Below are 25,142 nucleotides of genomic sequence, written 5' to 3'. Positions count from 1 at the left end.
CCTTCCCGGGACGGAAGGGCCGGCCTTCACCGGAGGCGGTCGTGGCGCGCGTGGGCGCCGCCCCGCGGATAGGTGCACAGCAGAAAGACGGTGGCGAGCACGGCGACGGCCTCCGCGACGACCGTCAGCCGCTTCTCGCCGAACCAGACGGGCTCGTACATGTTGGGGAACGGCCCCAGCCCACCCACGTCGATGTAGCGGTACACCAGCAGGAGCGCCAGGCCGCCCGCCGCGACCAGCCAGGCGAAGACATCGCCGGGCACCCGGCGCCAGACCAGCACCAGCAGCGCCGCGAGCGCCGCCAGCCCGGCCTCGACGCGGAACAGGTCGCCCTGGCTGATACCGGCGGAGACGGTGTCGTACCGGTCCGCGAGACGCGCGTGCAGATACGCGTCCACCGCCAGCCCGGCCGCGGCCAGCAGCCTGGCCACGACGCGCAGCAGACGCAGGGTCCGCCGCGGACGCGGGGGCGCGGTGAACTGGCTTGAGGACATCGTTCCTCCCGGGCTCGGCCGTCCGCACCTCCCCGCACGGCACCTCCCACTACACGGCACGCCCCGCCGCCGGGCCACCGGGGCGGAGCCGTCCGGCGTACCGGCCCGCGGACAGTTCCCGTCCCGCCGAGGTACGTACGCGATGGCCGTGCCCAGCGGGCCCGCTCCGCTGTTGACCTGATGGCCGGTCCGCGCGGCGACGCGCTGACGCGGCGACACCGCAGTGACGCAGTGAGGAGTCTGACGCAGTGAACCCGAGCGACAAGAGCCTGGTGTGGACCCTGCCGGCCCCGCGCCCCCGCCGCCGGATCGGCCGCTGGTTCGCGCTGGCGGCGGCGCTCGTCGTCCTGGGCGCGGCCACCACGGGCGGCTGGATCTACACCCGGCTCAGCGGCAACATCCACGGCGCGGGCGTGGCCGGGGCACTCGGCGACAACCGGCCGCGCGCCACCAAGGGCGGTGAGAACATCCTGGTCATCGGCTCGGACAGCCGGGCGGGCTCCGGTGACGCCTACGGCAGCGGACTGACCTCGATGCAGTCCGACACGCTGATGCTGCTGCACCTCGGCGGCAGCGGCCGGTGGGCCACCGTGGTCTCCTTCCCCCGTGACTCCTGGGTCCCGATCCCCGCCTGCGACCAGGGCGGCGGCGCCACCTCGGCCCCCCACCACTTCAAGATCAACGAGGCGTTCGCGATCGGCGGCTCCGGCGGCGACACGGCCAGGGCCGCCGCCTGCACGATCAGAACCGTCGAACAGAACACCCGGGTACGGGTCGACCACTTCGTGATCGTGGACTTCCGGGGGTTCACGGGCATGGTCGACGCCCTCGGCGGCGTCGAGGTCTGCCCCGTGGAGCCGATCCACGACACGCGGGCCCGGCTGGATCTCGAAGCGGGCTGCCAGACGGTCAGGAACGAGCAGGCGCTCGGATACGTACGCGCCCGCTACAGCCTCGGCGACGGCACGGACCTCGGCCGGATCGGCCGTCAGCAGGAGTTCATGCGGGCGCTCGCCACCAAGGCGAAGGCCGCGCTCCACCGGCCGACCGCGCTCTACCGGTTCCTCGACTCCGCCACCGGGGCGCTCACCACCGACCCCGAACTGGCCGGCCTCGCGCCGCTGCACGAACTGGCCGCCGGGCTCAGGGGTCTGCCCACCGACCGGATCTCGTTCCTGACCGTGCCCAACTACCCCCGGCAGCGCGATGTGCCACAGGACACGGCCAATGTCCTGTGGCACCCGTCCGCCGCCCGGACGCTCTTCACCGCGCTCACCCACGACCGGGAGCTGACCCGCGCCCGGCTCGCGGCGGCGACGCCGCCGCTGCCCCCGGCCGCGGGCGCCGTGGCGGTGACCGTCCTCAACGGCACCGGCGTCCCCGGCCGGGCCCGCGCGACCGCCGACCGGCTGCGGGCGCTCGGTTTCCGTATCGCCGCCACCGGCAACGCCCCCGTACCGGCCGGGAGTTCCTCCCTCACCTACCCCGAGGGGCTCGCGGAGCAGGCGAGGACGCTGGCCGAGCGGTTCCCCGGGATGGAACCGCTCCCCGCCGGCCCGGCGGCCCCGGGGACGGTGACGCTCACCGTGGGCCCGGACCTGCCCGAGCCCGTCGGATGAACGGGGCGCCGGTGGTCAGCCCGGCCGGTGGAGGGTGACCAAGGTGGTGTACGCGAGCTGGAGGAACGCCTGGTCGACGGCCGGGGTGGTGTTCGCCAGCGCGACCACGGCGGTGCGCCGCTCCGGGACGAAACCGGCGAAGGCGGTGAAGCCCCGGGTGCCGCCGGAGTGGTGGTACGCCGCCCCCTCCGGCCGGACACGGATGTTCCAGACCAGTGCCAGCCGCCGGGTGCCGCCCCGCAGGGCGAGCCGGGGCCGTACCGCCTCCGTGAGCGCCACGCCCAGGGGCCCGTCCGCCGCCCCGCGCGCCGCCCCGTCCGCCAGGGCGTCGAGGAGGGCCAGCAGATCGGGCGCACTGGAGCGGAGCGCGCCCGCGCCCGGGAGGCCGGGGATCCGCCAGGACGGGCGCGGTCTGCCGTGCCAGTGGCCGGTGGCCTGGGGGAGGCCGGGATCGCTCCCGGTGCCGTGCAGCCCGAGGGGGCCGAGGACGCGCTCCGCGAGGAGTTCCCCGTACTCCGGGCCGTCCGGGGCGGCCCGGGTGAGGAGATGGCCGAGCAGCCCCACACCGAAGTTGGAGTACCGCACCCGGTCGCCGGGGCGGGCGCCCGGCCGGGTCCTGGCGAGGGAGCGCAGCAGGTCCTCGGTGGAGAACGCGGCGTACGGGTTGGAGAACCAGTGGGACGCCGCCCCGGCGAGCAGACCGGGCGGCAGCCGGGGCAGCCCCGCGGTGTGCGTGGCGAGATGGAGCAGGGTGATGGGGGCGCCGCGCTGCTGTGGCAGCGCCTCGGGCGGCAGGAAGCGGGACAGCGGATCGCCGTAGGCGACCTCGCCCCTGGCGGCCTGCTCGGCGAGGAGCAGCGCCGTGAAGCACTTGGTGAGCGAGCCGATCTCGAACCGGGTGTCCGCCGTGACCGGTTCGCCGCCGCCGAACGCGGTGGTGCCGTACGGCACGACGGCCCGCTCCTCGCCCCGGCGCAGCGCGACCACCACCGCGCAGGCGCCGCGGGCCGCGCGGGCGAGGGCGTCGGCGGGGGCGCGCGCCCACGCGGGCGGTGGCGCGGGCGGCGGCTCGCGCTCGCCCCCGCCGTCCGCGGGCCGGACGGCCGGCGCCGGTGCCGTCACCGGTCGCCGCCGAGGGCGCGCGCGACCGTGAGGGTGCCGGCGACGGCCGCCACCACGGTGGTGTGGTGGTGCGTCTCGAAGCGTTCCCCCGGGTCGCCTTCGACGGGAGCGCCGTCCCTGGGCAGGAGCCCGTCCTCCTGCTGGACGGCGGCGAGCCGCGCCCAGTCGGCCGGGTCGATGTGCGGCTCGGGCAGACAACTGCCCACGATCATCAGCTCGGCCACCAGGTCCCATTCGCCGATCTCGGCCCAGATGTCGATCCAGGCCGGCAGCCAGCGGGCGAGGTAGCCGGACAGATCGTCGGGGAGGTCCCCGGGCAGCCGTCCCCAGTCGGTGATGTGGAAGACGGTGTGCGTCATGTGGTACGCGGTCATCCAGTCGATGAGCCACGGCTCGGGGAGCGCGCCCAGCCAGGTCTCCCGGGTCAGCCGCTCCCAGTCGGCGGCGCGGTCGCCCCCGTCGAAGCCGCTGATGCGGGCCGCGTTGGCGACGGCGAGACGCCGGTTGGGCACCATCTCCATGGCGCGCGCCGAGCGCAGCGAGGTGGTGTGGTCGAGCAGCCGGTCCAGGGCGTCGTGGCGGTAGCCGCTGCGCGCGAAGTGCGCGTACGTCTCCAGCGGGTCGCTCATCAGCGGATAGCGCAGCAGCCGCTCATGGAGCATGTCCCCGCCGCCGAGCTGCTTCCAGGTGAAGTCCAGCAGCTCGCGGGCGAGCCGTAGCTCCGTACTGCCGGCCACCGCCTCCCGCAGGACCAGCGAGGCGGCGAGCGCGGTCTCGCCCAGCGGCTTGTAGACGGTGTTGGGCTCGGCGAGCTCGGCGGTGGTGTCGGGCGGGAGCGCGCCGTGCTCGCGATGGGTGTGCAGCCAGCTCAGGGCGTGCAGGCTGACGCGGTGGGCGGTCTGTGTGACGGACATGGCCATCGGGTCTCGGTCCGATCGGGGCGGTTCGGCGGGGTGCGGGTCGGACGGCGGCGGGGCCACCGGAGTCATACGGTGAGCAGCCTGCGGGCGATCGCGGTGTCCAGCGCGAGCCGGTCACCGCCCGCCAGCAGGGAGATGTGCTCCACGAGCGGCGCCGGGTCGAGCGGTGTCCGTACCCCGACGCTGTGCAGCCAGGCGAGCCAGCGGACGATCCGGGCGGCGGTCGGGTAGTCCCGGCGCAGCACGGCGCGGGTCGCGCCGCGCGCCAGGCCGAGCGGGGAGCTGCGCGCCGCGTCGTGCACCGGTCCGTCGAGTCCGGGCAGGGCCAGGGTGGAGAGCTGTCCCATCGTCACGGACCAGGCGGCCCAGGCGTCGTCGTTCCCCGAGGCCGGTCCGGCGGGCGGGGGAGGCGCGGGCTGAACGGCCGTGAGCCGCCCGTCCGTTCCGCGGACCCTGGCGCCGGTCTCGTCGGACAGCACGGCCAGCAGGGTGACGGTGCCCCAGTCTCGCCAGGCCATCAGCCAGGGGTTCGCGGGCCCGGCGGGCGGCGGTGGGGTGACGTCCCGGGCGGGCGGCAGAGCGCTGAAGGCCAGCGCGACCGCCTCGGCGTCCCGGGGGTGCACGGTGGCTCCGGAGAGCAGGGCGGGGGCGAGGGCGTCCGCGCCGAGGATCCTGATGGCGGCCAGCGCCGCCCCGGGGTCCGGTGCGCTCTCGACGTGTTCGGCGACCATGGCCGTGCCCCCGGCGCCCCGAAGGGCACCGAGGGCACGTCGTGCCAGGCCGGCCGCTGATTCTTGATAGGAGGTCTGCGACCGGTCGGGGCTCATCGGCCCTTCGGCTCCTTGGGCTCCTTCGGGGACAGAAGGGCCAGCAGCAGCAGAACGCCGCCCGCTTCCGGCGCGTACACCGGGGCGTCGCTCAGGGGTGCCTCGGGTTCGGCCATCGCCATACCCAACGCGTCGGTGTCCAGAGTGATTTCTGTCGGCCTCATGGTCTGAGAAAGCATGGTGGGCTCCTCATGTAGATGCCATCGCCCTTTGTGGGCTATGCCGAAGCCAACTTTAGGCATGTATCGACAAATCAACCAGTTGGGACAAGAGTTTGATACTTCATTCCGTATGTCCGTTCTAAGTCGATCGTCCGTCAGGGACGTGGAAGGGAACCGTGGTCACCACGATTTTCGGCAGCGGCCGGAGCGCGCGCCGCAGCCGCCCCGCCAGCCGGCTGTGCAGAACACGGTGCCACCAATGGCGTACGACGAGCTCCGGAATGATGACGGTGATGGTCAGATCCGGGCGCTGACGGTGCAGCGACTCCACATAGCTGATCAGTGGTGTGACGATCGCTCGGTACGGAGAGACGATGATCCGCAGCGGCAGATGGTCGCCCCACAGCAGCCATGCCGCACGGAACCGCTCGGCGTCCTCGTCGCTCGGGCTGACGTGCAGCGCGAGGACGGGCTGCTGGAGCGAGGCGGCGTAGGCCAGAGCGCGCATGCTCGCCCGGTGCAGCGAGTCCAGCGCCACGACGGACAGATGACGCATCTCCTCGGGGGACTCCTCCGGCTCCGCGTCCCGCGTGCTCTCCGTACCTTCCCCGCCTTCCGTACCCTCCGCGTTCCCCGCCGGCTCCCGCGCCCCGCCCGCCAGGGGCGCGATCGTACGGCTCGGGATCTCGATCTTCTGGGGCCGCAGCCGCAGCGCCTCGGCCACCCGCGCGTAGTGACGGTGGATCCGCGTCGTCACCAGCAGGAACACCCCGACGGTGAGGATCGCGAGCCACGCGCCCTCGGTGAACTTGGTGATGCCCGCCGTGATGAAGACGAGCGCCGACAGCACCGCGCCGGTGGCGTTGAAGCCGAGGCTCTTGCGCCAGTGCCGGTCCCTTCGGCGCCACCAGTGCACCACCATGCCGCTCTGCGACAGGGTGAAGGCGAGGAACACCCCCACGGCGTACAGCGGGATCAGCGCCGCCGTGTCGCCGTCGAACGCCACATAGACGAGCGCCGCCGCCACGGAGAGCACGATGATCCCGTTGCTGAACGCCAGTCGGTCGCCCAGCCGCAGGAAGATGCGCGGCGCGTGGTTGTCGCGCGCCAGTAGGAACAACACCCGGGGGAAGTCGTTGTAGGCGGTGTTCGCCGCGAGCAGCAGCACCAGCGCCGTCGCCGCCTGCGTGAAGACGTACATTCCGCCGGAGCCGAAACTGCGGTGGGCGAGCTGCGAGAGCACCGTCTCGCCCGACCGGGGGACGACCCCCTCCAGATGGACCATCGCGATCGTGCCGGCGAACAGGGTGATCAGCAGACCGATCATCCACGACAGCGTCGTTCGCGCGTTGCGCCAGGGGACGGGCTTGAACGCGGGCACGGCGTTGGAGATCGCCTCGATCCCGGTCATCGCCGTCGACCCCGACGCGAACGCCCGCATCACCAGCAGCAGCCCCACCCCCTCCACCGCGTGCAGCGGTGGATGCGGCACCGGCTCGAAGCCGCGCCCCGCCGCGTCGTACAGCCCGAACGCCACCAGCGCGAGGATGGCGGCGATGAAGGCGTACGTGGGCGCAGCGAACAGCGCGCCCGCCTGTCTGACCCCCCGCAGGTTCCCCGCCAGCAGTACGGCGATGACCAGCACCCCGATCAGCACCACATCCCCGGACAGGCCGGGGAGCGCCGAGGTGACCGCGGCCATCCCGGACGACACCGACACCGCCACGGTGAGGATGTAGTCCGTCATCAGCCCGGCCGCCGCCACCAGCCCCGGGATCCGCCCCAGATTGTCCGTCGCGACGATGTACGAGCCGCCGCCGTGCGGGTACGCGCGGATCGTCTGACGGTACGACAGCCCCACGGCCAGCATCAGGAAGACGATCGCCAGCGACACCGGCACCGAGTAGGCCAGCCCCGCCGTGCCGCCCAGCACCAGCACCGCGAGCAGCGCCTCGGGGCCGTACGCCACCGATGACAGGGCGTCCGCCGAGAGCACCGGCAGTGCCACCAGCTTGCGCATCCGCTCCCGCACGATCGCCGTGGACCGCAGCGGCGCGCCCAGGACGGCCCGGCGCAGCCGGGCGCCGAACCCGCCGGCCGCGGCCGGTCCCTCACGGCTCGTGCCCGCCACCGCCGCCGGCGGCCCGCCGACCGTGGTGACATGGACGAACCTGCTGAAGCGCGGCGGCACGATCTGCTCCGGCTCGGGGTAGCTGCCCAGGTCCGGGTCGACGGGCAGCGCGCCACGCCACGCGGCGGGGGCGGCGGACGCCCGCCCCCACTCCTGCCCGATCAGGCGCAGCGTCTCGTCGTCTCTCCCGGATGCCCGGGACGCTTGAGGATCCGTCACGCCGACGAGTCTCCGCGCAGGACCGCGCCCACAGCCCCGGCTGACACCCGCGACACCCGCGCGTACCCGGCGACAACCCGTACGGCCGAACCGAACGGATCCGGTCACGCTGGGTGAGTGAATGGACGCGGGGTGACCGGAAACCTTGGTTTAACGGGAGCGCAACCGGCCGGACCCGGAGCGCCGCGACAGTGACTGGCAACTGTTTACAGAACCTCCTGAACAGGGAGAACGCCAGTAGGGAGCAGTCCGGTGAGAGTTGGAACCACGCGAACAGCCGCGGTGTGCACGGCTGTTGTCCTGATGGCCGTCCTGTCCGCCTGCGGCGGGTCGGGGACGGCCGCGCCGGCCACCCCGGCCGAGGTCGCACCCCCGAAGAACCTCGCCTCGTCCGGCACCCTCACCTACGGCACGGCGGCCACCTTCCCGCCCTTCGAGTCCAAGGCGGCCAACGGCGATCTGCAGGGCTTCGACATCGACATGATCTCCGCCCTGTCGAAGTCGATGGGGCTGAAGGCCAAGCCCCTGGACATCGACTTCGACGGACTCATCCCGGCGCTGGCCGGGAAGCGGACCGACGTCATCAACTCGGCCATGTACATCACGCCCGAGCGGGAGAAGCAGGTCGACTTCGTCCCGTACATGATCATCGGGGAGACCCTGCTCACCCCGTCGGGGAACCCGAAGAAGATCTCCCGGGTGCCCGAGGACCTCTCCGGCAGGACCGTCGCCGTCACCCGGGGCGCGATCGGCGAGACGTACATGAACGAGTTCAACAAGGACCTGAAGAAACAGGGCCGCCCGGAGATGAAGATCATGTCTCTGCCCAACAACCAGGACGCGATGCTCGCCGTCCAGAGCGGCCGGGCCGACGCCTTCGACACCTCCACCCCGGGCGCGGCGGCCACCCTCGCCGGGACGAAGGGCAGGTTCACCCTCGCCGCGACCTTCAAGAACGAGACGAAGATCGGCATAGCCGTCCGCAAGGGGGACACCGCGACCGCCACCGCCGTCAGGAAGGCGCTGGACCGGTTCGTCCGCAGCGGCGGCTACGCCGAGCTGATGGCCGAGTACGAACTGCCCAAGTCCTCCGACTACTTCACCGCCTCCGCCCCGTCGTCCCCCGCCACCACCGCCCCGGCCGGTGGGTCCTGATGGGATTCCTCGACAAGGCGCTCTCCGCCGACTTCCTCACGGCCTCCCTGCTGACCTTCGCCCTGACGGTCCTGTCGATGGCCCTCGGCATCGCGGGCGGAATGCTGCTCGCCCTGGTCAAGGGGGCCCCGTTCGCCCCGCTGCGGTGGCTCGCGGACGCCTACATCTGGTTCTTCCGCGGCACACCCGTCCTGCTCCAGCTCATCTTCGTCTTCAACGTGCTCCCGCTGTGGGGGCTGAGCCTGTCCCCGTTCACCTGCGCCGTGATCGCGCTCAGCCTCAACGAGGTCGCCTACATGGCGGAGATCGTACGAGGCGGACTGCTCGGCGTGGACAAGGGCCAGCGCACCGCCGCCCACATGCTCGGACTCTCCGAGACGGGCATCCTGCGCTGGGTGGTCCTCCCGCAGGCGACCCGGCTGATCCTGCCGCCCACCGGCAACCAGTTCATCGGGATGCTGAAGACCTCGGCGCTGGCCTCCGTCGTCAGCGTCCAGGACCTGATGCTCACCGCCCAGCGACAGGCCGCCGCCGACTTCGACTACGTCGGCTCCCTCGGCGCCGCCGCCGTCCACTACCTCGTCCTGACCACGGTGTTCACCCTCGCCCTGCGGCAGGTGGAGCGACGCCTCGACGTCAACCGGCGCGCCTCGGCCCGCCGCGCCAAGGACCCCGCCCCCGGCCGCACGGCGGCCCTCGACCCGGCGGCCCGATGAGGGCCGCGCGGCCGGCGACCGGGGCCGCCATCGCCACCGGCCACACAGCCGGGACCCGAACCGGAAAGGGCACCGCCATGAGCACCACCGCACCGGGCGCCGCCGTGACCACCAAGGGACGGACCGTCCTCGTGGCGGAGAACCTGGGCCGCAGCTACCACGGCAACGCCGTGGTCAGCGGGGTGGACCTGACCATCCCGGCCGGCCAGACCGTCGCCGTCCTCGGCCCCTCGGGGGCCGGCAAGTCCACCATGCTGCGCTGTCTCGCCGGGCTCGAACCCCTGGAGACCGGCAGCGTGGGCTTCCAGGGCGAACTGCTGTCGAAGGCCGGTACGAAGCCGCGCTCGGTCGGCGGCCGGATCGGCATGGTCTTCCAGCAGTTCAACCTCTTCCCGCATCTCACCGCCACCGAGAACGTCGCGCTCGCCCCCGTCCGGGTGCGGGGCGTCCCCCGGCAGCGGGCCAGGGAGGAGGCGCACACCCTGCTGGAGCGGGTGGGGCTCGCCGAGCGCCGCGACCACTATCCGTACGAACTCTCCGGCGGCCAGCAGCAGCGCGTCGCCATCGCCCGCGCCCTCGCGATGAGCCCGGAGCTGATGCTCTTCGACGAGCCCACCTCGGCCCTCGACCCCGAGTTCACCCGTGAAGTGCTCGCCGTCATGCGGGATCTGGCCGACAGCGGCATGACCATCGTCGTCGTCACCCACGAGATGGGCTTCGCCCGGCAGAGCGCCGACCGCGTCGTGTTCATGGCCGACGGCCGGATCGTCGAGGACGGACCCGCCGAGACGATCTTCAACACGCCCCGGCAGGAGCGAACACGCGTCTTTTTCGAGCAGATCCTCGGAGAGTAGGACCATGACCACCCCACCTCCTCCGGGACGCCTCAACACCACCCGCCCCAACGCCCCCTGGAGCCTGCGCAAGCAGGACTGGGCCTACCAGCAACTGCGCGAGCGCATCCTCACCGGTGCTCTCGCGCCCGGCGAACAGCTCAGCCAGGAAGCCCTCGCCGGTGAACTCGGCATCAGCCGCGGCCCCTTGCGCGACGCCCTGTCCCGGCTGGCCGCCGAGCACCTGATCGTGGACCGCCCGCACCAGAAGTCCATCGTCGCTGAGGTCTCCGTCGCGGACGCCAGGGACATCTACAACGGGCGCGCCGCCCTGGAGAGCGTCCTCGCGGCGGCGGCCGCCCAGGCCGCGTTCGGTGAACGCGGCTCCCTGGCCGCCGACTTCGGCCTGCTGCTGGAACGTCAGCGCATCGCCGTCTCCCTCGGCGACACCGCACAGGTACGGCTGCTCGACCGGCAGTTCCACGACGCCCTCTACGCCCTGGCCGCCATGCCCGCCACGCTGGCCGCGCTCGACCAGCTCCGCGCGAAGAGCGACCGCTACGTGGCGCTCTACCTCGCGGACGCCCACCGCGCGCAGAACTCCGTGGACGAACACACCGCCATCCTCGACGCCTTCCTCGGCGGCGACGCCGAACAGTCCGCCGCGCTCACCCGCGCCCATGTGCTGGGCGGCCTCGGCGTACTGACCGGATCCATCGACCGCCAGCCCGCCACCCTCTCGGACCGGGGCTGACCGCGTCACCCCGACCCGCGTCACCTGACCCGCGTCCCCCGACCGCGTCAACCCCGACCCGCGTCCCCCACCGCCCCCGACGCACGCACAACAGTGAGGAACCAGATCGTGATCAACCAGCCCGAGGCCATCGCGCGACTCTCCCTGCCCGAACACACCGAACGGCTCGGGATGTCCGTACGCGACGCCGAACGCCAGTTGGAGAACGGCCCGGGGCCGGACGTCCTCCTCGACGCCACCTACGCCGACACCCACCGCTTCCCGGCACCCGAGTGGGCGCTGCCCACCTTCACCGCCGCAGCGGGTGGCGACGGCATGACGTACACCCCCTACCGCGGCGACCGCGCCGTACGCGAGGCCGTCGCCCACAACGTCTCCACCGGACTCGGCATCCCCGCCGCCGGGCCCGCCGACGTCATCCTCACCCCCGGCACCCAGGGAGCCCTGTTCACCGCGCTCGCCGCGATCCTCTCGCCCGGCGACCTGGTCCTGCTCCCCGACCCCGACTACCTCTCCACCGAACGGATGCTGCGCTACTTCGGCGCCCGCGTCCGCCGCATCCCGATGATCTGGCCGGACGAGTCCACCGGCGGCGCCAGGACCCGCCCGACCCTGGACCTCCAGGCGCTGGAGGACGCCGCCGCCGAGGGGCCGCGCCTGATGGTCTTCTCCCACCCCAACAACCCGACGGGCGCCATCTACGGCGAGGAGACGATCGAGGCCATCGCGGACGCCGCCCGGCGCCACGACTTCACCGTCATCGCCGACGAGCTGTACTGCCGGCTGGTGTACGAGGGCGAGCGCTTCCACCACCTCGCCGCCTTCGACGGGATGGCCGAACGTACGGTCACCCTCCTCGGCCCCTCCAAGACCGAATCCCTGTCGGGGTACCGGCTCGGCGTCGCCGTCGCGCCCACCGCGCTGGTCGACGCGATGGAGGACGTGCAGTCCTGCACCGCGCTGCGCGCCCCCGCCTACGCGCAGCACCTGCTGGCCCGCTGGATCGCGGAGGACGGCGACTTCCTCGACCGGCGGCTCGTGGAGTACCAGGCGCTGCGCGACACCACCGTCAAGAAGATCAACGCCTCCTCCGTCCTGCGGGTCAACGCGAGTTACGGCACGGCGTACCTCTTCCCCGAGGTGCTGACCGGAGCGAGCGACCAGGCCGTGGCGCTCGCGCTGAAGGAGCACGCGGGAGTCGTCGTCAACCCCGGCTACCAGTTCGGCCTCGCGGGCACCGGCCGTATGCGGCTCTGCTTCGCCCAGGAGGAGACCGTGTGGGACGCGGCGCTCGACCGCATCATCGAGGTCGTGGGCTCGTTGGACCCCGCATGACGCCCGGCGGCCGGCCCACCGCACCACCGGCGGTGACCGGGGCGGAGTACGGCGTCGTCGGGCTTCCGCTGCGGCTGAAGCTCCGTCACCACTCCGTGGACACGGCGGAGTTGACGGAGGTCTTCCTCCGCGTGCGGCTCGCGGACGGGTCGACCGGCTGGGCCGAGACCCGGGGAAACGGCGCGTACGCCACCCACCACACGGCCGACTCCATCAGCGCCGCGCTGGCCGGGCTGCCCCCGGTCGGCGACCCGGCCTGGGCCGACCCCGCCACGCTCGCCACGGGCCTGGCCGCCCACTGCCCACCGGCCGCCGCACTGCTGGACATCGCCTGGCGCGACGCGGCGGCCCGCTCCCGGGGCCTGCCGCTCTGGGCGACGCTGAGGGCGCCGGACGAGCGGGACGACCGGGGCGGCCCGGGGACAGGAGCCGTCCGTATGGAACCGGCCCCCGCGTCCGTTCCCGTACGCGTCGCGCATCCGCCGCTGCCGACCCACGCCCCGATCGGGTTCGGCACACCGGAGGAGGCCGCCGCGCTGGCGGTCGCCGCCGCTGAGGCCGGCTTCGGCCGGGTGAAGATCCGCGTCGGCGGCGACCAGGACCGCGACCGGGCCAGGGTGAGCGCCGTACGCGGCGCCGTCGACCGGGTCGCGGGCGCCGGTGCGGTCGTTCTCGCCGCCGACGCCAACGGCGGCTGGGACGTGGACACCGCCCGCGCCGCCACACGCTGGCTCGCGGACCACGGCGTCGCCTGGCTGGAACAGCCCACCCCGCCCGGCGACCTGGCCGCGATGGCCGCCGTACGCGTCGCCTCGCCCGTGCCCGTCTGGGCCGACGAGTCGGTGCGCGACGCGGCCTCGGTGCACGCCGTCGCCGACGCGGGCGCCGCCGACGGCGTCCATCTCAAACTGGAGAAGGCGGGCACCGTCGAAGCGCTGGCGGCGGCCTTCGGCGCGGCCCGCTCCCGCGGACTCGCCGTCGGCCTCGGCCAGATGGACTGCGGACGCCTGGGCTGCGCGACCACCGCCCACCTCGCCGCCGGCCTCCGTATCGAGGTCGCCGAACTCTGGGGCTGCGCCCATCTCGCGCACGACGTCACCGACGGCCTCACCCTGCACCGGGGCGCCGTCCGGCTGCCGGACGGCGCGGGTCTCGGCGTACGCGTCGGTGTGGACCCGGCGGCACTGACCCCTGTGGGCACGGCCCGCGCCCCTCTTCCGAGCCCTCCGGACCGAGCAAGGACATACTCGCCATGAGCACCACCAGCACCACCAGCACCACTGTCAGCAGCCGCGGGACCGCCACGGTCGACGTGACCGCCCTCCTCACCGCCATGGTCGCCTGCGACTCCACCACCCCGACCGGCGAGGAGGAGTCCACCGCCGCGCTCCTCGCCGACGTGCTCTCCGCCGCCGGATTCGCCGTGGAGACCGAGCAGTTGGCCCCGGGACGCGTCAACCTCACCGCGCGCCGCCGGTTCGGCGCGGGCGGGCCCGTCCTCATGCTCAACTCGCATCTGGACGTCGTCCCCGCGGGCGGCGGCTGGACCAGCCCGCCGTTCGTCCCCACCCTGCGCGACGGCAGGCTGTACGGCCGGGGCACCGCGGACGCCAAGGGGCCCCTGGCCGCCATGGCCTGCGCCGCGATCGAGGTGGCGCGGGCGGCCGACGCCGGCACGGGCCCCGTACGCGGGGAGATCGTCTTCTCCGCCGTGTCGCAGGAGGAGGGCGACTCCCTGGGCGCCCGCCATCTCGTACCCCTGCTGGCGGGTGAGGGCCGGCTGCCCGACGCCGTCATCGTCGGGGAGCCCACCGGGATGCGGCTGCTGACCGCGCACAAGGGCTCGGTCCGCCCGATCGTCGAGGTCGTCGGCCGGGCCGCGCACGCCGCCACCCCGGCGCAGGGCGTCAACGCCGTGACCGCGGCCGCCACCGTGATCGCCCTGCTGGAGCGGTACGCCGACTCCCTCGCCGCCCACGGCCACCCGCTGCTCGGCGCGCCCACCTGCACCCCCGTACTGATCGAGGGCGGCGAGGCACCCAACGCCGTCCCCGAACGCTGCCGGATCACCCTGGACCGGCGACTGCTGCCCGGCGAGACCCAGGAGTCCGTGCTCGCCGAGGTCGGCGCGGTCCTCGCGGAGTTCAACGCGGGCGCGGCGGACGGCGGGCACGGCGCGAGCGCCTCCGTCGTCGCCTGCGCCCCCAGCACCGGCGGCCCCTCCGAGACACCCGACGACCACCCCTTCGTGGCGCTGTGCCGCCGGGCGCTGGCGGCGGCGGGGGCCGACGACAGCCTGGGCGGACTCACCGTCAACTGCGACATGACGCACTTCAGGGCGGCGGGTGTACCGGCCCTGGTCTGCGGACCCGGCCGGCTCGAAGTGATGCACGCGGTGGACGAGCACATCGTCGTCGACGAACTGGTCGACGCCGTCGGCCTCTACCGGGCCGTCCTCACCGAAGCGCTCGGCACGGCGGACGGGACCGGGGCGGAGACCGGGGAGGGACCGGTATGGAGCTGAGGATCGCCCTCGGCCAGGCGCCGAGCACCCCCGGAGACCTCCCCGCCAACCTCGCCCTGGCAGCCAGGCTGACGGCCGGGGCGGGCCGGCGCGGAGCCCGTGTCCTGGCCCTGCCCGAGCTGTTCGCCTGCGGATACGACCCGGAGTCGATCGCCGCCGACCCGCACGGGTGGTCCCTGACACCGCCGCCCGACGGTACGGCGCCCGCCCCGGGCTCGCCGCTCGCGCCCCTCGCGGAGGCGGCGGCCACGGCCGGGGTCTGGGTCCTCCTCGGCGCCGCCGTCGCCACGGCGGGACGGCCGCACAACGCCCTGCTCGTCATCGACCCGACCGGCACCGTGCGCGGCCACTACGGCAAGTCCCACCTGTGGCAGGGCGAAAGCGACGCCTTCGACCCCGGCACCGGACTCGTCCTGATCGAGGACGGCGGAGTCTCCGTCGGGCTCGGCATCTGTTACGACGCCGGCTTCCCCGAACTGACCCGCGCCTACGCCCGGGCCGGGGCCCACGCCGTCCTGTTCGGCTCGGCGTTCGCCACCGGACCGACCGAGTACCGCTACGGGGTCTACCACCCGGCGCGGGCGGTCGAGAACACCGTCTGCGTGCTCGTCGTCAACGCGGTCGGCGACCTCGCGGGGGAGCACTACTTCGGCCGCAGCGGGGCCTGGGGTCCCGACGGCAGGCCGCTGGCCCGGTGCGCCGACGACGTGAGCGAACTGCGCGTCGTGACCGTCTCGGCCCCGGAGACGGCCGCCGTACGGCGCGAGCTCCCGTACCTCGGCGATCTGCGCACCGACCTGCTGGGCGAGCCGCCGACGCCCCCGCTCACCCGCATCCCCATACCGGCCGGCTCCGTAACGGCCGCACCCGCCCCCGCTGTCCCGCACCCCGACCACCACACCACCCCAGGAGCCCTCCATGTCTCCCGTCTTTCCCGCGACTGAGTACGACCGGCGGCTCACCGCGCTGCGCGCCACGCTCAAGGAGAAGGAGCTGGACGCCGTCGTCGTGCACACCCCGGAGAACGTCTGCTACCTCTCCGGCCACGCCACGCCCGGCTACTACACGTACCAGTGTCTGATCGTCACCGCCGACGGCGAAGCGGCCCTGCTCATGCGGGAGACCGAGACCGTCAACGCGGCCGGGACCACCTACTTCGAGCGGATCACCGGCTACCCGGACAGCTCCGACCCCGTTCTGGCCACCACCGCCCTCCTCGCCGAACTCGCCCCCGGCGCACGGGCGGTCGGGGTCGAGGCACGCTCCTGGTTCCTGCCGCCCGAGCCCTTCCTGCGGCTCGGCGCGCTGCTGGACGCCGCGGGCGCCCGGGTCACCCACATCGACGACGCGCTGGCCGCGGCCCGGCTCGTCAAGTCACCGCTGGAGATCGAACAGATCAGGGCCGCCGCGCGGAGCACCAACGCGGGCATGGCCGCCGCTGCCGCCGCCGCGGTCCCCGGCGCGTCCGAGCGCGACGTGGCCGCCGCCGCGTTCGGCGGGCTCATCTCGTCCGGCTCCGAGTACTTCGGCATGGAGCCGTTCGTCGCCTCGGGGCCGCGCGCCGGCACCATCCACGCGAGCTGGACCGACCGGGTCATCGGCGCGAACGAGGCCGTCCTGCTGGAGATGTCGGCCACCACGGGACGCTACAACGCGCCCCTCATGCACACCGTATGGACCGGCGCGCTGACCGGTGAGGCTGCGGCCATGGCCCCGGCCTGCGCGGCGGCCAGGGACGCGGCCCTGGCCGAGGTCGTGCCCGGCGGCTCCCCGGCCGCGGCGCACGCGGCGTGCAAGGCGGCCATCGCGGACGCGGGCCTCGCCCACACGTACCGCAAGCGCAGCGGTTACTCGGTCGGCATCGCCTTCGCGCCGGACTGGGGCGAGGGCCACCTGCTCTCACTCGGCGAGAACGAACAGCGCCGCTTCGCCCCCGGCATGGTGGTCCACGTCGTCCCCACGCTGCGGCTGCGGGACACCGCGGGAATCGGCTTCTCCGCGACCGTCCTGATCACCGAGACCGGACACGAGGTCCTCACCGCCTGCGACACGGAGCCGGGCCGGTGACCCGTACGGTCCCGGACGCGCCCGTCCCCGCGGGCGACTACGCCGCCGCGCGCGTCGCGGGCGGGCTGGTCTTCACCGCCGGGATGACCCCGCGCGCCGGTGGCGCCGTCCTCACCGCGGGGACGCTCGGCGCTGACCTCTCCGTCGAGGACGCCGTCCCGCTGGCCGCGCTCGCGGCGGAGCGCGCCGTCGAGGCGGGCCGGATCGCGGCGGCCGGGGCGGGGCTGCGGCTCGGCCCCGCGGTCTCCATGACCGTCCATCTCGCCGCGACGCCCGCCTTCACCGCGCACAGCAGGGTCGCGGACGGCGCCAGCGCCCGCATCCGCCACCTGCTGGCGGGCCCGCCCCCGGCCCGTACGGCCGTCGGCGTGGCGAGCCTGCCGTCCGGGGCGCCGGTGGAGGTGACGCTCGTTCTCGCCACGGAGACCCTTTAAGTCCGCCCCGTCAGCCCACGCGCTCCTCGGGACCCCGGCTGCGGAAGGCGTGCGGCGCCTCACCGGTGACCCGGCGGAAGACCCGGCTGAAGTAGGCGCGGTCGCGGAACCCCACCGACCTGGCGACGCTGTTGATGGAGTCACCGCTGTGCCGCAGCCGGATCCCCGCCCGCTGGATCCGCAGCCGCGTGAGGTACTCCCACACCGTCACCCCGTACTGCTGGTGGAAGAGCCGGCCCAGGTGGTCGGCGCTGACCCCGGCGGCCTCCGCGATCTGCCAGCGCGAGATCCGGTGCCGGTAGTGCTCGTACAGGAAGACCAGCGCGGCGTCGACCGGGGTACGGGAGCGGGCCGGGCAGGGCGGATGCTCCCGTACCGTACGGCCGAGCAGGGCCGCCGCCCCGTCGAAGCCGAGCACCGCGTGGTCCAGCAGGAGCAGCGCGCGGTGCGGTCCCGCGCGGCGGGCGTCGGCCGGGGTGAACCCCTGGTCGCTGAGGACGACGACGGGGCAGGGCGCGCCCTCGCCGCCGTGGTGCAGGTGGTCGACCACGTCGAGCGCGTGCATGTCAGGGAGCGTCCGCTCCAGGAGGAGGAGCGCGGGCGGCTCCTCGGCGACCAGGCCCAGCGCCGTCGTACCGTCCGGCGCGATCCGCAGCGGATGGTCGGGCAGCGCCGCCGCCACCAGCCGGCCGCACTCCTTGCGGGAGCGCTCCGACGCGGCGACGGCGATCACCGGCTGACGCAGCCCGGCGGGGCGCAGCGCCCTGAGCGTACGGGAGAGGTCCTGGCCCTCGGCGCCGAGCAGCAGGAACGGGGTGTGCCGCAGCCGGGGATGGTCGTGCAGATGCTGCGCGCTCGGCCAGGCGCCGGGCCCGGCCGCCGCCGTGTCCCAGGCGACGGCGACCGGGGCCACCGCCTCCACCAGGGCGTCGATGTCGTCGTCCGCCGTCAGCGGGCGCAGCCGCAGCCCGTGGCGTCCCGCGAGGCCCAGCAGCTCCGCGCCCGGGGCCCGTGGGGCGACGACCAGCAGGGTGCCGCCCGGCTCGGCGGTGGCGGGCGGCGGCCGGCCGGCGGGGGTGGGCAGCGGCAGCTCCAGGGCGAGCCGCAGCCGGTGGCCGGTGTGTTCGGTGACCAGCGAGCCGCCGTGCAGCATCGCCAGCCGGCCGGCCGTGGCGAGCCCGATCTCGGCCGCCCGCAGCCCGGCGGGTGAACGGGCCTCCCCAGAACGGGAGTCGGCGCCTTCGGTGGCCTTCCGGTCCGTCCAGGTGACGGTGACCGTGATACGGACCGCGGCGGGCCCCGGCCGCGCCGCCAGCGCCACCCGCCCGCTCTCCCCGGCATGGGAGTGCGCGGCCGACAGCAGATGGGTGACGATCTGCCCGAGCCGGTCGCCGTCGACCGGGATCGCGGGCAGCCGCCCCGGCACCGCGACCGTCCACCGCCCCGCGTCGCCCGGCGCGCCGCGTCCGGCGCCGGACGCCGCACCACCCCCGTCCGGGGAACGGAGCGCCAGGAACGCCCCGAACGCCCGGACCAGCAGCGGCGCCGGGTCCCGCAGACGGCGGGTCAGATGCAGGTCGTCCGCCTCGGAGCGGGACAGGTCGAGCAGGTTGTCGATCAGCCGCAGCAGATGTACGGCGTCCCCGCGCACCAGATCGAGCGCGGCCCGCGGGTCCGCCCCTGTGTGCCGCAGCATCGTCTCCACCGGGGTGCGCAGCTCGTCGGTGACCTGGTCCAGCAGCCGGGTCTTGAAGCGGCTGGCCTGCTCCGCCGCGTCCCGCGCCCTGCGCACCTCGTCGAAGAGGCGTATCCCCTTCAGCGCCGCGCTGATCTGGTCCCCGAGCGCGCGGTAGAGGGACCCGGCGCGCCCGGCCTCCCGGGCGGTCCCGGCGTCGAAGACCGCGAAGCCGAGATGGTCGTCGCCGATGTGGAGCGGTTCGAGTACGAGCGTGAAGCGCCCCGCGCCCGGCAGGAGTTGGTCCGGCAGCAGCAGCGAGGCCGGGAACGCCGCGTCGGCGGGCGGCGCGCCCCGGCCGCGTACGAACGGCTCGCCCCGCGTGGGCCGTTGACCCCGGGTGAGCAGCACCCGGGCCAGCCCGCGCACCGGACGCTCCGCGCGCCGCCAGGTCTCGTCGTGGAGGACCAGCCGGCAGCGGGGCATGCCGGCCGCGGCCGTATGGCGCTCCAGCACATCGGTGAGCGCCTCCACATCCACCACGGTCGTCAGATCCGTCCCCAGCTCCCGCAGCCGCTGCGACTGCTGGCCCTGTGCCCACCGCTCGTACTCCAGCAGCCGGTGCGCCTGCTCCGCCACCATCAACCGCGCCCGGCCCAGCAGCAGTTCACCGCGGGCGCGGCGCGGGGCGGGCAGCGTGGCGATGACGGGGCCGCGGATCCGCGCCAGCGCCCCGTCCCACGCCGCCACGTCCTCGGCCGTACGGACATGAGCGCCCACCAGCCGTTCCAGCAGCGGCAGGAACACCCCGACGGGGTCGCCCTCGCGCCGCTGCGGGACGGCGCCCGCCCGCGGGACGCCCGCCCTCCGGGTGCTTGCCCGCAGTGTGTCCGCGTGGAAGGCCGCGGCGAGCCCCTGGGCGGCCCTCGGCAGCGGCGCGAACAACTCCGCCTCCGTGGGCCGCCGTACCGGAACGGGGGCGGCGTGCGCGGTACCGTGCGCCGTCGTACCGCTCGCCGCTGTCCCGTCCCCGCGTCCCGGAGAGACCAGCGGCGAGTGACAACCGCAGGACCGGCGTACGACCAGGGTCCCGGGCACGGCGGTACGGGCGGGCGGACGTGTACCCCGCAGGCGGGCCACGAGCGTGTCCACCGCGAGCGCGCCCAACTCCGCGAAGGGCAGGGCGACGGAGGTCAGCGGAGGGTCGGACAGCCGCGCCTCGGGGGAGTCGTTGAACCCGACGACCGCGACGTCCTCGGGCACCCGGACCCCGCGCGCCCGGAGGAACCGCAGCGCGTCCGCCGCCAGTACGTCGCTGCACGCGACCACCGCGTCGAAGTCGGTGCCGGGGGCCATGCCCCGCGCCTCGATCAGCACCCGCATCGCCGACGCTCCCGCGCCCGCTCCGAAGTCCACCGCGGCGCAGGACAGGGCGCGTTCGTGCGGTACCTGGTGGCGCCCCAGCGCCGCGGCGTAGGCGCGATAGCGCTCCTGGGAGACCGGGTTGGCCAACGGCCCCCGGATACAGGCCAGTCGGCGCCGCCCGTGGTGGACGACGAGATGCCCGACCGCCTCGCGCATCCCCGCGTACGAGTCCACGGTGAGGGTGTCCTCCTGCCCGCTGAGCGGCTGGTTGAGGCTCACCACGGGCAGATGGGCCAACTGCCGCATCAGCCGCTCGGCCCGCTCGCCCGACGCCGGCAGCCCGAGGGTGGAGCTCCAGCACACGACCCCGTCCAGCCGTGCGGGGCCCACCAGTTCGTACAGGGCGCTGCGCGGTACGTCGCCGTGGCGCAGGGGCCCGCCGGGGAAACAGATCAGGTTGACGTCGTCCCGTTCCGCGGCGGCGAGCGCGCCCGACCAGAGGGTGGCGCCGACGCCGAGATGGATGTTGGCCGTGACGAGCCCGATCGTCGTCCGCCGCGCCCCTGGGCCGGGTGGGTCGTCCGCCATGGAGGTGCCTCGCTCACCGGCAGGTGCCGTCCGCCGCGGGCCGCGCGTCCACGGGCCCCGGGAAACGTAGACGAGGGGACGGGCCGGGGCAAGACCGGCGGGCGGAGTCGGTGCCCGCGGGTCCTGCCCCGGCCCGTCATGGGCCGTACGGTCAGATCTTGCCGACGCCCGCGCCCGCGGTCACCGACGCCTTGACGGACGAGGCGCTCTCGGCGGAGTAGCTGTACGGGATGGCCGCCACACTGCCGCCGGTCTGGCCGGCCGTGGAGTTCACGAAGGTGTTGTTCCTCGCGGCCAGGGAGCCGGGGTCGGACGCCGCCTCACCGAGGTGGTACGTGTCCTTGACGTTCTCGAAGTAGTTGCCCTCGACCAGGACGCCCGCGCTCTCGGTGGAGGCCACACCGTACGAACCGATGTTGCTGAAGTAGTTGTTCAGCACGTGGACCGGGTTGCCGAAGCGCACCCGCGGGTTGCGCTGCGTCGTCCCGTCGAACCAGTTGTGGTCGTAGGTGACCTTCAACTTGCCGGTGTCCTCGGAGGAGTTGCTGTCGGAGTGTCCGAGGAGCATGTTCTTGTCCTGGTTGTGGGCCCGGTTCCACGACACGGTCACGTTCGTGGACGCCCGCTTGATGTCCACACCGCCGTCGGAGGCGTTGGAGATGTCGTTGTGGTCGATCCAGACATTGGTGGAGTACTCGACGTTGATCGCGTCGTCGTTGGAGCCGGTGAAGGTGAGATTCTGCAGGATCACGTTGTTGACCTTGCTGACATTGAGTCCGCTGCCCGTGATCCGGCCGGCCGTGCCCACACCGACGACGGTCTTGTTCGCCGTCACCTTGGTCATACTGCTCAGCGCGATGGTGCCGTTCACCCTGACGATGAGGGCACCACTGCGCTGGACCGCCTCGGTGAACTGGCTCGCGTTCGTCACCGTGACGGTGCTGCCTCCGGCGCCGCCGGTGGTGGCGGCGCCGAATCCGCGCGGGGCCGCGGCGGCGGTCGGTGCGTCGTCCTGCGGGGCCGGAGCGCCGTTGGCGGCGGTCGCTCCGGTGAGTGCCAGCGCGACAGCGGTCGTCGCGGCGGCGATGGCGAGGGTGTGCCGTGCGCTCGTCCTGCGCATGGGGTTCTCCGTCCGTGGGGTTTCTGGAGAGCGTGTACGGGTGCGCCGGTGCCGCGCGGCTGGCACGCTTCGAGGCTAGGACGAATCCTGTGGACGATGACGCGACCTGTGTGGACTATTCCGCGCGGTGCCCGCGGGACGGGAGCCGGAGGACATCGCGGGACGCTGCCCGGCAGCCCTGCCGGAAACCCTAGGAGGCGGTCTTCGGCAGCCCCTCGGGGTTCAGCTCCGAGGACGGAACCGCCTCGTTCGCCAGCCCCCACCGCTTCAGGACCTTTCCGTACGTCCCGTTCCTGATCACGGTGTTCAGCGCCTCGTGGACGGGCTTGATCAGGCCGTTGTCCTTCTTCGTGGTGGCCGCGATCTTGCCCTGGATCGCGTCCCCGGCCCCCGAGAACGTACCGACGATCTCGGTCTGTCCGGTGGAGGCCGCGTGGTACGCGGCGACCGGATTGGGCCCGAAGTAGGCGTCGAGCCGGCCGGAACCGAGCGCCAGGTAGTAGTCGCTGGTGTTCTGGTAGATCTTGATGTCGGTGGGCTTCAGCCCCTTCTCCCCATTGGACGCGTCCCAGTCGACCAGCACCTTCTCCTGGTTGGTGCCGGAGGCCACACCGATGGTTCGGCCCGCGACGTCGCGCGGCCCCCGCACCTTCCAGCCGGAGCCCTTCTTCGCCTCGAACGCGATGTTGTCCAGCCGGTAGGTCGCGAAGTCGTACTTCTCCTTGCGCTCCTCGGTCACCGTGATGTTGCTGAGCCCGAGGTCGTACTTGCCGCTGTCGAGCCCGACGAAGATGTTCGCCCAGTCGACCGGGTGGTAGCGCAGCTTCAGCCCGAGTACGTCCGCGACGAGCGAGGCGATGTCCGGCTCCACCCCGATCACGGTCCTGTCGTCGGTGGCGTAGAACGTCAACGGGGGCACGGAACCGGCCGAGTTGACGACATCCAGGGTGCCCTTGCGGCGGATCTCCGCAGGGACGAGAGCGGCGATGGAGTCCACCGTGGAGGTGGACACCCGCTTCTGGTCGGGGCCCAGATTGATCTGGAGGCCCTTGCCGTCGCCGGAACCGGACGAGGCCGCGGCCCCGCCCGGTCCGGAACCCGTGCCGTCGGCCGGGTTGCCGCAGGCGGTGAGCGAGAGGGCGGAGACGAGGCCGAGCAGGGCGGCGGTGATACGGAGAGTACGTCGGGGCGGCACGGGACGGCTCCTTGACGGGGTCGGACGGAGAGAAAGCAGGGGGAGGGAAGAGGAGGGGAGTGAAGCGGAGGGGAGGGGGCAGCGAGTGGGGCCGGCGGGCCTCAGAGGACCTTCGACAGGAAGGCTTTGGTACGGGTGTGGCGCGGCCGGTCCAGCACCTCGGCGGGCGGACCCTGCTCGACGATCACACCGTCGTCCATGAAGACGACGGTGTCGGCGACCTCACGGGCGAAGCCGATCTCATGGGTGACGACGATCATGGTGGTGCCGCTGCGGGCCAGGTCCTTGATCACATCGAGCACCTCGCCCACCAACTCCGGGTCGAGCGCGGAGGTCGGCTCGTCGAAGAGCAGCACCTTGGGCTCCAGCGCGAGGGCGCGGGCGATGGCCACCCGCTGCTGCTGGCCGCCGGAGAGCTGCCGCGGATAGGTGTCGGCCTTGTCGCTGAGCCCCACCCGCTCCAGCAGCGCCCCGGCCTGCGCGAGCGCCGTCGCGCGGGGCCGGCGCAGCGCCGAGACGGGCGCCTCGATGATGTTCTCGACCACCGTGAGATGCGGGAAGAGATGGAAGTTCTGGAAGACGAATCCGATGTGGAGACGCTGCTTCAGCACCTCCCGCTCCTTGAGTTCGTGCAGTCTGGAGCCGGAACGCCGGTAGCCGATCAGCTCGCCGTCGATGGAGATGCGGCCACGGTCGAGCTTTTCGAGATGGTTGATGCTGCGCAGCAGGGTCGACTTGCCGGAGCCGGAGGGGCCGAGGACGACGGCGACCTCTCCGGCGCGTACCTGAAGATCGACCCCGCGCAGTACGTCGAGGGGTCCGAAGCTCTTGTGGACGCCGCGTATGTCGACCATCGGACCGCCGCGGGCCGGAGCCGGGGCCGCCGGGGCGGAGACGGGGACCGTGCTCATTTCTGGAAACCTCCGGTGGCGGCGGCAGCCCGCATCCTGTGGGTGAAGGCCCTGGCCCGCTGGAGCGGGGTGGGCGGGGGAGTGCGCTCGGCGCCGCGCGCGAAGTGCCGCTCCACGTAGTACTGGAGGACGGAGAGCAGCGTGGTCAGCAGGATGTACCAGACGGTGGCGACCATCAGCAGCGGGACGACCCGCCCGTTCCGGCCGTAGATCACCTGTACCTGGTAGAACAGCTCGTCGATGGCCATCACCGAGACGATCGAGGTGCCCTTGAACAGCGAGATCACCTCGTTCGCCGCGTTGGGCAGGATCCCGCGCATCGCCTGCGGCAGCAGGATGCGCCGGAGCTGCCGCACCCGGGGGATGCCCAGCGCCGCCGCGGCCTCCAACTGGCCGCCGTCGACGGAGATGATCCCGCCGCGGACGATCTCCGCGGCGTAGGCGGCCTGGTGCAGCGCGAGACCGATGACGGCGGCGGAGAGCGCGCCGACCAGGTTCATTGTGTCGAAGCTCCACAGCACAGGACCGAAGGGGATTCCGATCCCCAACTCCTTGTAGAGATAGGCCAGGTTGAACCAGAACAGGAGCTGGACGATCAGGGGGATCGAGCGGAACGCCCAGATGTACGTCCATGCGACGGTCTGGAGTATCACGCTCCTGCTCAGCCGCATGAAGGCGAGGACGACACCGAGCGCGAAGCCCAGGGCCGTTCCGTAGAGGGTGAGTTGGAGGGTGACCCAGACGGCCTTGAGGACCGTGTCGGCGGTCAGGTAGAGGAAGAAGGTGTCCCACTCCCAGCCCGGGTTGGTGACCAGGCCGTGCGCGAACTGGGTGACGAGGACGAGCGCCGCCACACCGGCCGCCCAGCGCCAGTAGTGGCGCGCCGGAACGACCGTGAGCGACGCGGACCCGTCCTCCTCGTACGGGACCTCGTACGAAACCGGGGAGGGGGCCGGCGGCGAGACGTTCATCAGAGG

General features: G+C 73.3%; 22 protein-coding genes. 11 read left to right on the top strand and 11 right to left on the bottom strand.

The genetic code is table 11. The features are described from left to right. Nucleotides 1-26: 26 nt before the first annotated feature. Nucleotides 27-494 (bottom strand): hypothetical protein, encoded by a 468-nt coding sequence (locus tag ACIO3P_RS31850; protein WP_329826529.1) that lies wholly within the window; start codon nt 492-494, stop codon nt 27-29. Nucleotides 495-742: 248 nt separating this feature from the next. Here ACIO3P_RS31850 and ACIO3P_RS31845 point away from each other — a divergent pair, with 248 nt between their 5' ends. Next, on the top strand, nt 743-2,113 hold the full coding sequence (locus ACIO3P_RS31845; RefSeq protein WP_329826530.1) for an LCP family protein: 1,371 nt from the start codon (nt 743-745) through the stop codon (nt 2,111-2,113). 15 nt (nt 2,114-2,128) lie between these two features. Here the strand turns inward: ACIO3P_RS31845 and ACIO3P_RS31840 are convergent, their stop codons facing one another. The 5 genes from ACIO3P_RS31840 to ACIO3P_RS31820 form a co-directional block, all read right to left on the bottom strand. After that, the gene (locus ACIO3P_RS31840; RefSeq protein WP_329826531.1) at nt 2,129-3,235 is read right to left on the bottom strand and encodes a serine hydrolase domain-containing protein; all 1,107 of its coding nucleotides are present in this window, start codon (nt 3,233-3,235) and stop codon (nt 2,129-2,131) included. Beyond that, nucleotides 3,232-4,155 carry a DUF6895 family protein gene (locus tag ACIO3P_RS31835; protein WP_401849997.1) on the bottom strand — a complete coding sequence of 308 codons (924 nt, stop codon included), beginning with the start codon at nt 4,153-4,155 and terminating at the stop codon, nt 3,232-3,234. The genes ACIO3P_RS31840 and ACIO3P_RS31835 overlap by 4 nt, the downstream gene beginning before the upstream one ends. A gap of 65 nt (nt 4,156-4,220) precedes the next feature. Beyond that, the gene (locus ACIO3P_RS31830) at nt 4,221-4,982 is read right to left on the bottom strand and encodes a hypothetical protein (RefSeq protein ID WP_401849995.1); all 762 of its coding nucleotides are present in this window, start codon (nt 4,980-4,982) and stop codon (nt 4,221-4,223) included. Then, nucleotides 4,979-5,146 carry a hypothetical protein gene (locus tag ACIO3P_RS31825; protein ID WP_329826534.1) on the bottom strand — a complete coding sequence of 56 codons (168 nt, stop codon included), beginning with the start codon at nt 5,144-5,146 and terminating at the stop codon, nt 4,979-4,981. Before ACIO3P_RS31825 ends, ACIO3P_RS31830 begins: the two co-directional genes overlap by 4 nt. A gap of 136 nt (nt 5,147-5,282) precedes the next feature. Then, nucleotides 5,283-7,163, bottom strand: coding sequence for an APC family permease (locus ACIO3P_RS31820; protein ID WP_401787616.1), 1,881 nt, complete (start codon nt 7,161-7,163; stop codon nt 5,283-5,285). Nucleotides 7,164-7,796: 633 nt separating this feature from the next. On the opposite strand from ACIO3P_RS31820, the gene ACIO3P_RS31815 reads away from it, so the two are divergent. The 10 genes from ACIO3P_RS31815 (at nt 7,797) to ACIO3P_RS31770 (ending at nt 17,311) form a co-directional block, all read left to right on the top strand. Beyond that, the gene (locus tag ACIO3P_RS31815; RefSeq protein ID WP_401849994.1) at nt 7,797-8,648 is read left to right on the top strand and encodes an ABC transporter substrate-binding protein; all 852 of its coding nucleotides are present in this window, start codon (nt 7,797-7,799) and stop codon (nt 8,646-8,648) included. After that, nucleotides 8,648-9,364 (top strand): amino acid ABC transporter permease, encoded by a 717-nt coding sequence (locus ACIO3P_RS31810; protein ID WP_401786786.1) that lies wholly within the window; start codon nt 8,648-8,650, stop codon nt 9,362-9,364. The genes ACIO3P_RS31815 and ACIO3P_RS31810 overlap by 1 nt, the downstream gene beginning before the upstream one ends. Nucleotides 9,365-9,441: 77 nt before the next feature. After that, nucleotides 9,442-10,218 carry an amino acid ABC transporter ATP-binding protein gene (locus ACIO3P_RS31805; protein ID WP_329826537.1) on the top strand — a complete coding sequence of 259 codons (777 nt, stop codon included), beginning with the start codon at nt 9,442-9,444 and terminating at the stop codon, nt 10,216-10,218. A 4-nt stretch (nt 10,219-10,222) separates the two neighbouring features. Beyond that, complete coding sequence (locus tag ACIO3P_RS31800) at nt 10,223-10,951, top strand: GntR family transcriptional regulator (RefSeq protein WP_401786788.1); 729 nt, start codon at nt 10,223-10,225, stop codon at nt 10,949-10,951. Between the two features lie 108 nt (nt 10,952-11,059). Further along, the gene (locus tag ACIO3P_RS31795; protein ID WP_329826541.1) at nt 11,060-12,286 is read left to right on the top strand and encodes an aminotransferase class I/II-fold pyridoxal phosphate-dependent enzyme; all 1,227 of its coding nucleotides are present in this window, start codon (nt 11,060-11,062) and stop codon (nt 12,284-12,286) included. Beyond that, a complete protein-coding gene (locus ACIO3P_RS31790; protein ID WP_401849992.1) occupies nt 12,283-13,542 on the top strand; it encodes a mandelate racemase/muconate lactonizing enzyme family protein in 1,260 nt (419 codons plus the stop codon). Before ACIO3P_RS31795 ends, ACIO3P_RS31790 begins: the two co-directional genes overlap by 4 nt. Beyond that, nucleotides 13,539-14,810: a M20 family metallopeptidase gene (locus ACIO3P_RS31785; RefSeq protein WP_401849991.1), complete on the top strand. Its 1,272-nt coding sequence runs from the start codon at nt 13,539-13,541 to the stop codon at nt 14,808-14,810. The genes ACIO3P_RS31790 and ACIO3P_RS31785 overlap by 4 nt, the downstream gene beginning before the upstream one ends. Continuing rightward, entirely contained in the window at nt 14,801-15,754 is a 954-nt protein-coding gene (locus tag ACIO3P_RS31780; protein WP_329826545.1) for a carbon-nitrogen hydrolase family protein, read from the top strand. Before ACIO3P_RS31785 ends, ACIO3P_RS31780 begins: the two co-directional genes overlap by 10 nt. After that, the gene (locus ACIO3P_RS31775; RefSeq protein ID WP_329826546.1) at nt 15,729-16,877 is read left to right on the top strand and encodes a Xaa-Pro peptidase family protein; all 1,149 of its coding nucleotides are present in this window, start codon (nt 15,729-15,731) and stop codon (nt 16,875-16,877) included. Before ACIO3P_RS31780 ends, ACIO3P_RS31775 begins: the two co-directional genes overlap by 26 nt. Next, nucleotides 16,874-17,311: a RidA family protein gene (locus ACIO3P_RS31770; RefSeq protein WP_329826547.1), complete on the top strand. Its 438-nt coding sequence runs from the start codon at nt 16,874-16,876 to the stop codon at nt 17,309-17,311. The genes ACIO3P_RS31775 and ACIO3P_RS31770 overlap by 4 nt, the downstream gene beginning before the upstream one ends. Before the next feature lie 10 nt (nt 17,312-17,321). On the opposite strand, the gene ACIO3P_RS31765 is transcribed toward ACIO3P_RS31770, so the two are convergent. The 5 genes from ACIO3P_RS31765 to ACIO3P_RS31745 form a co-directional block, all read right to left on the bottom strand. Next, on the bottom strand, nt 17,322-20,939 hold the full coding sequence (locus tag ACIO3P_RS31765; protein WP_401849989.1) for a substrate-binding domain-containing protein: 3,618 nt from the start codon (nt 20,937-20,939) through the stop codon (nt 17,322-17,324). A 151-nt stretch (nt 20,940-21,090) separates the two neighbouring features. Further along, the gene (locus ACIO3P_RS31760) at nt 21,091-22,059 is read right to left on the bottom strand and encodes a right-handed parallel beta-helix repeat-containing protein (RefSeq protein ID WP_329826550.1); all 969 of its coding nucleotides are present in this window, start codon (nt 22,057-22,059) and stop codon (nt 21,091-21,093) included. A 190-nt stretch (nt 22,060-22,249) separates the two neighbouring features. Then, on the bottom strand, nt 22,250-23,254 hold the full coding sequence (locus tag ACIO3P_RS31755; protein ID WP_401849987.1) for an ABC transporter substrate-binding protein: 1,005 nt from the start codon (nt 23,252-23,254) through the stop codon (nt 22,250-22,252). Nucleotides 23,255-23,355: 101 nt separating this feature from the next. Then, on the bottom strand, nt 23,356-24,165 hold the full coding sequence (locus ACIO3P_RS31750) for an amino acid ABC transporter ATP-binding protein (protein ID WP_329826553.1): 810 nt from the start codon (nt 24,163-24,165) through the stop codon (nt 23,356-23,358). Next, nucleotides 24,162-25,136 (bottom strand): amino acid ABC transporter permease, encoded by a 975-nt coding sequence (locus ACIO3P_RS31745; protein ID WP_401849986.1) that lies wholly within the window; start codon nt 25,134-25,136, stop codon nt 24,162-24,164. The genes ACIO3P_RS31750 and ACIO3P_RS31745 overlap by 4 nt, the downstream gene beginning before the upstream one ends. Nucleotides 25,137-25,142: the final 6 nt, after the last annotated feature.

It is taken from the genome of Streptomyces sp. NPDC087310, assembly GCF_044744405.1.
In the GTDB taxonomy this organism is placed as follows: domain Bacteria; phylum Actinomycetota; class Actinomycetes; order Streptomycetales; family Streptomycetaceae; genus Streptomyces.
Note: the sequence above shows the minus strand (reverse complement) of the source record. Positions and strands in the feature narration are given on the sequence as shown.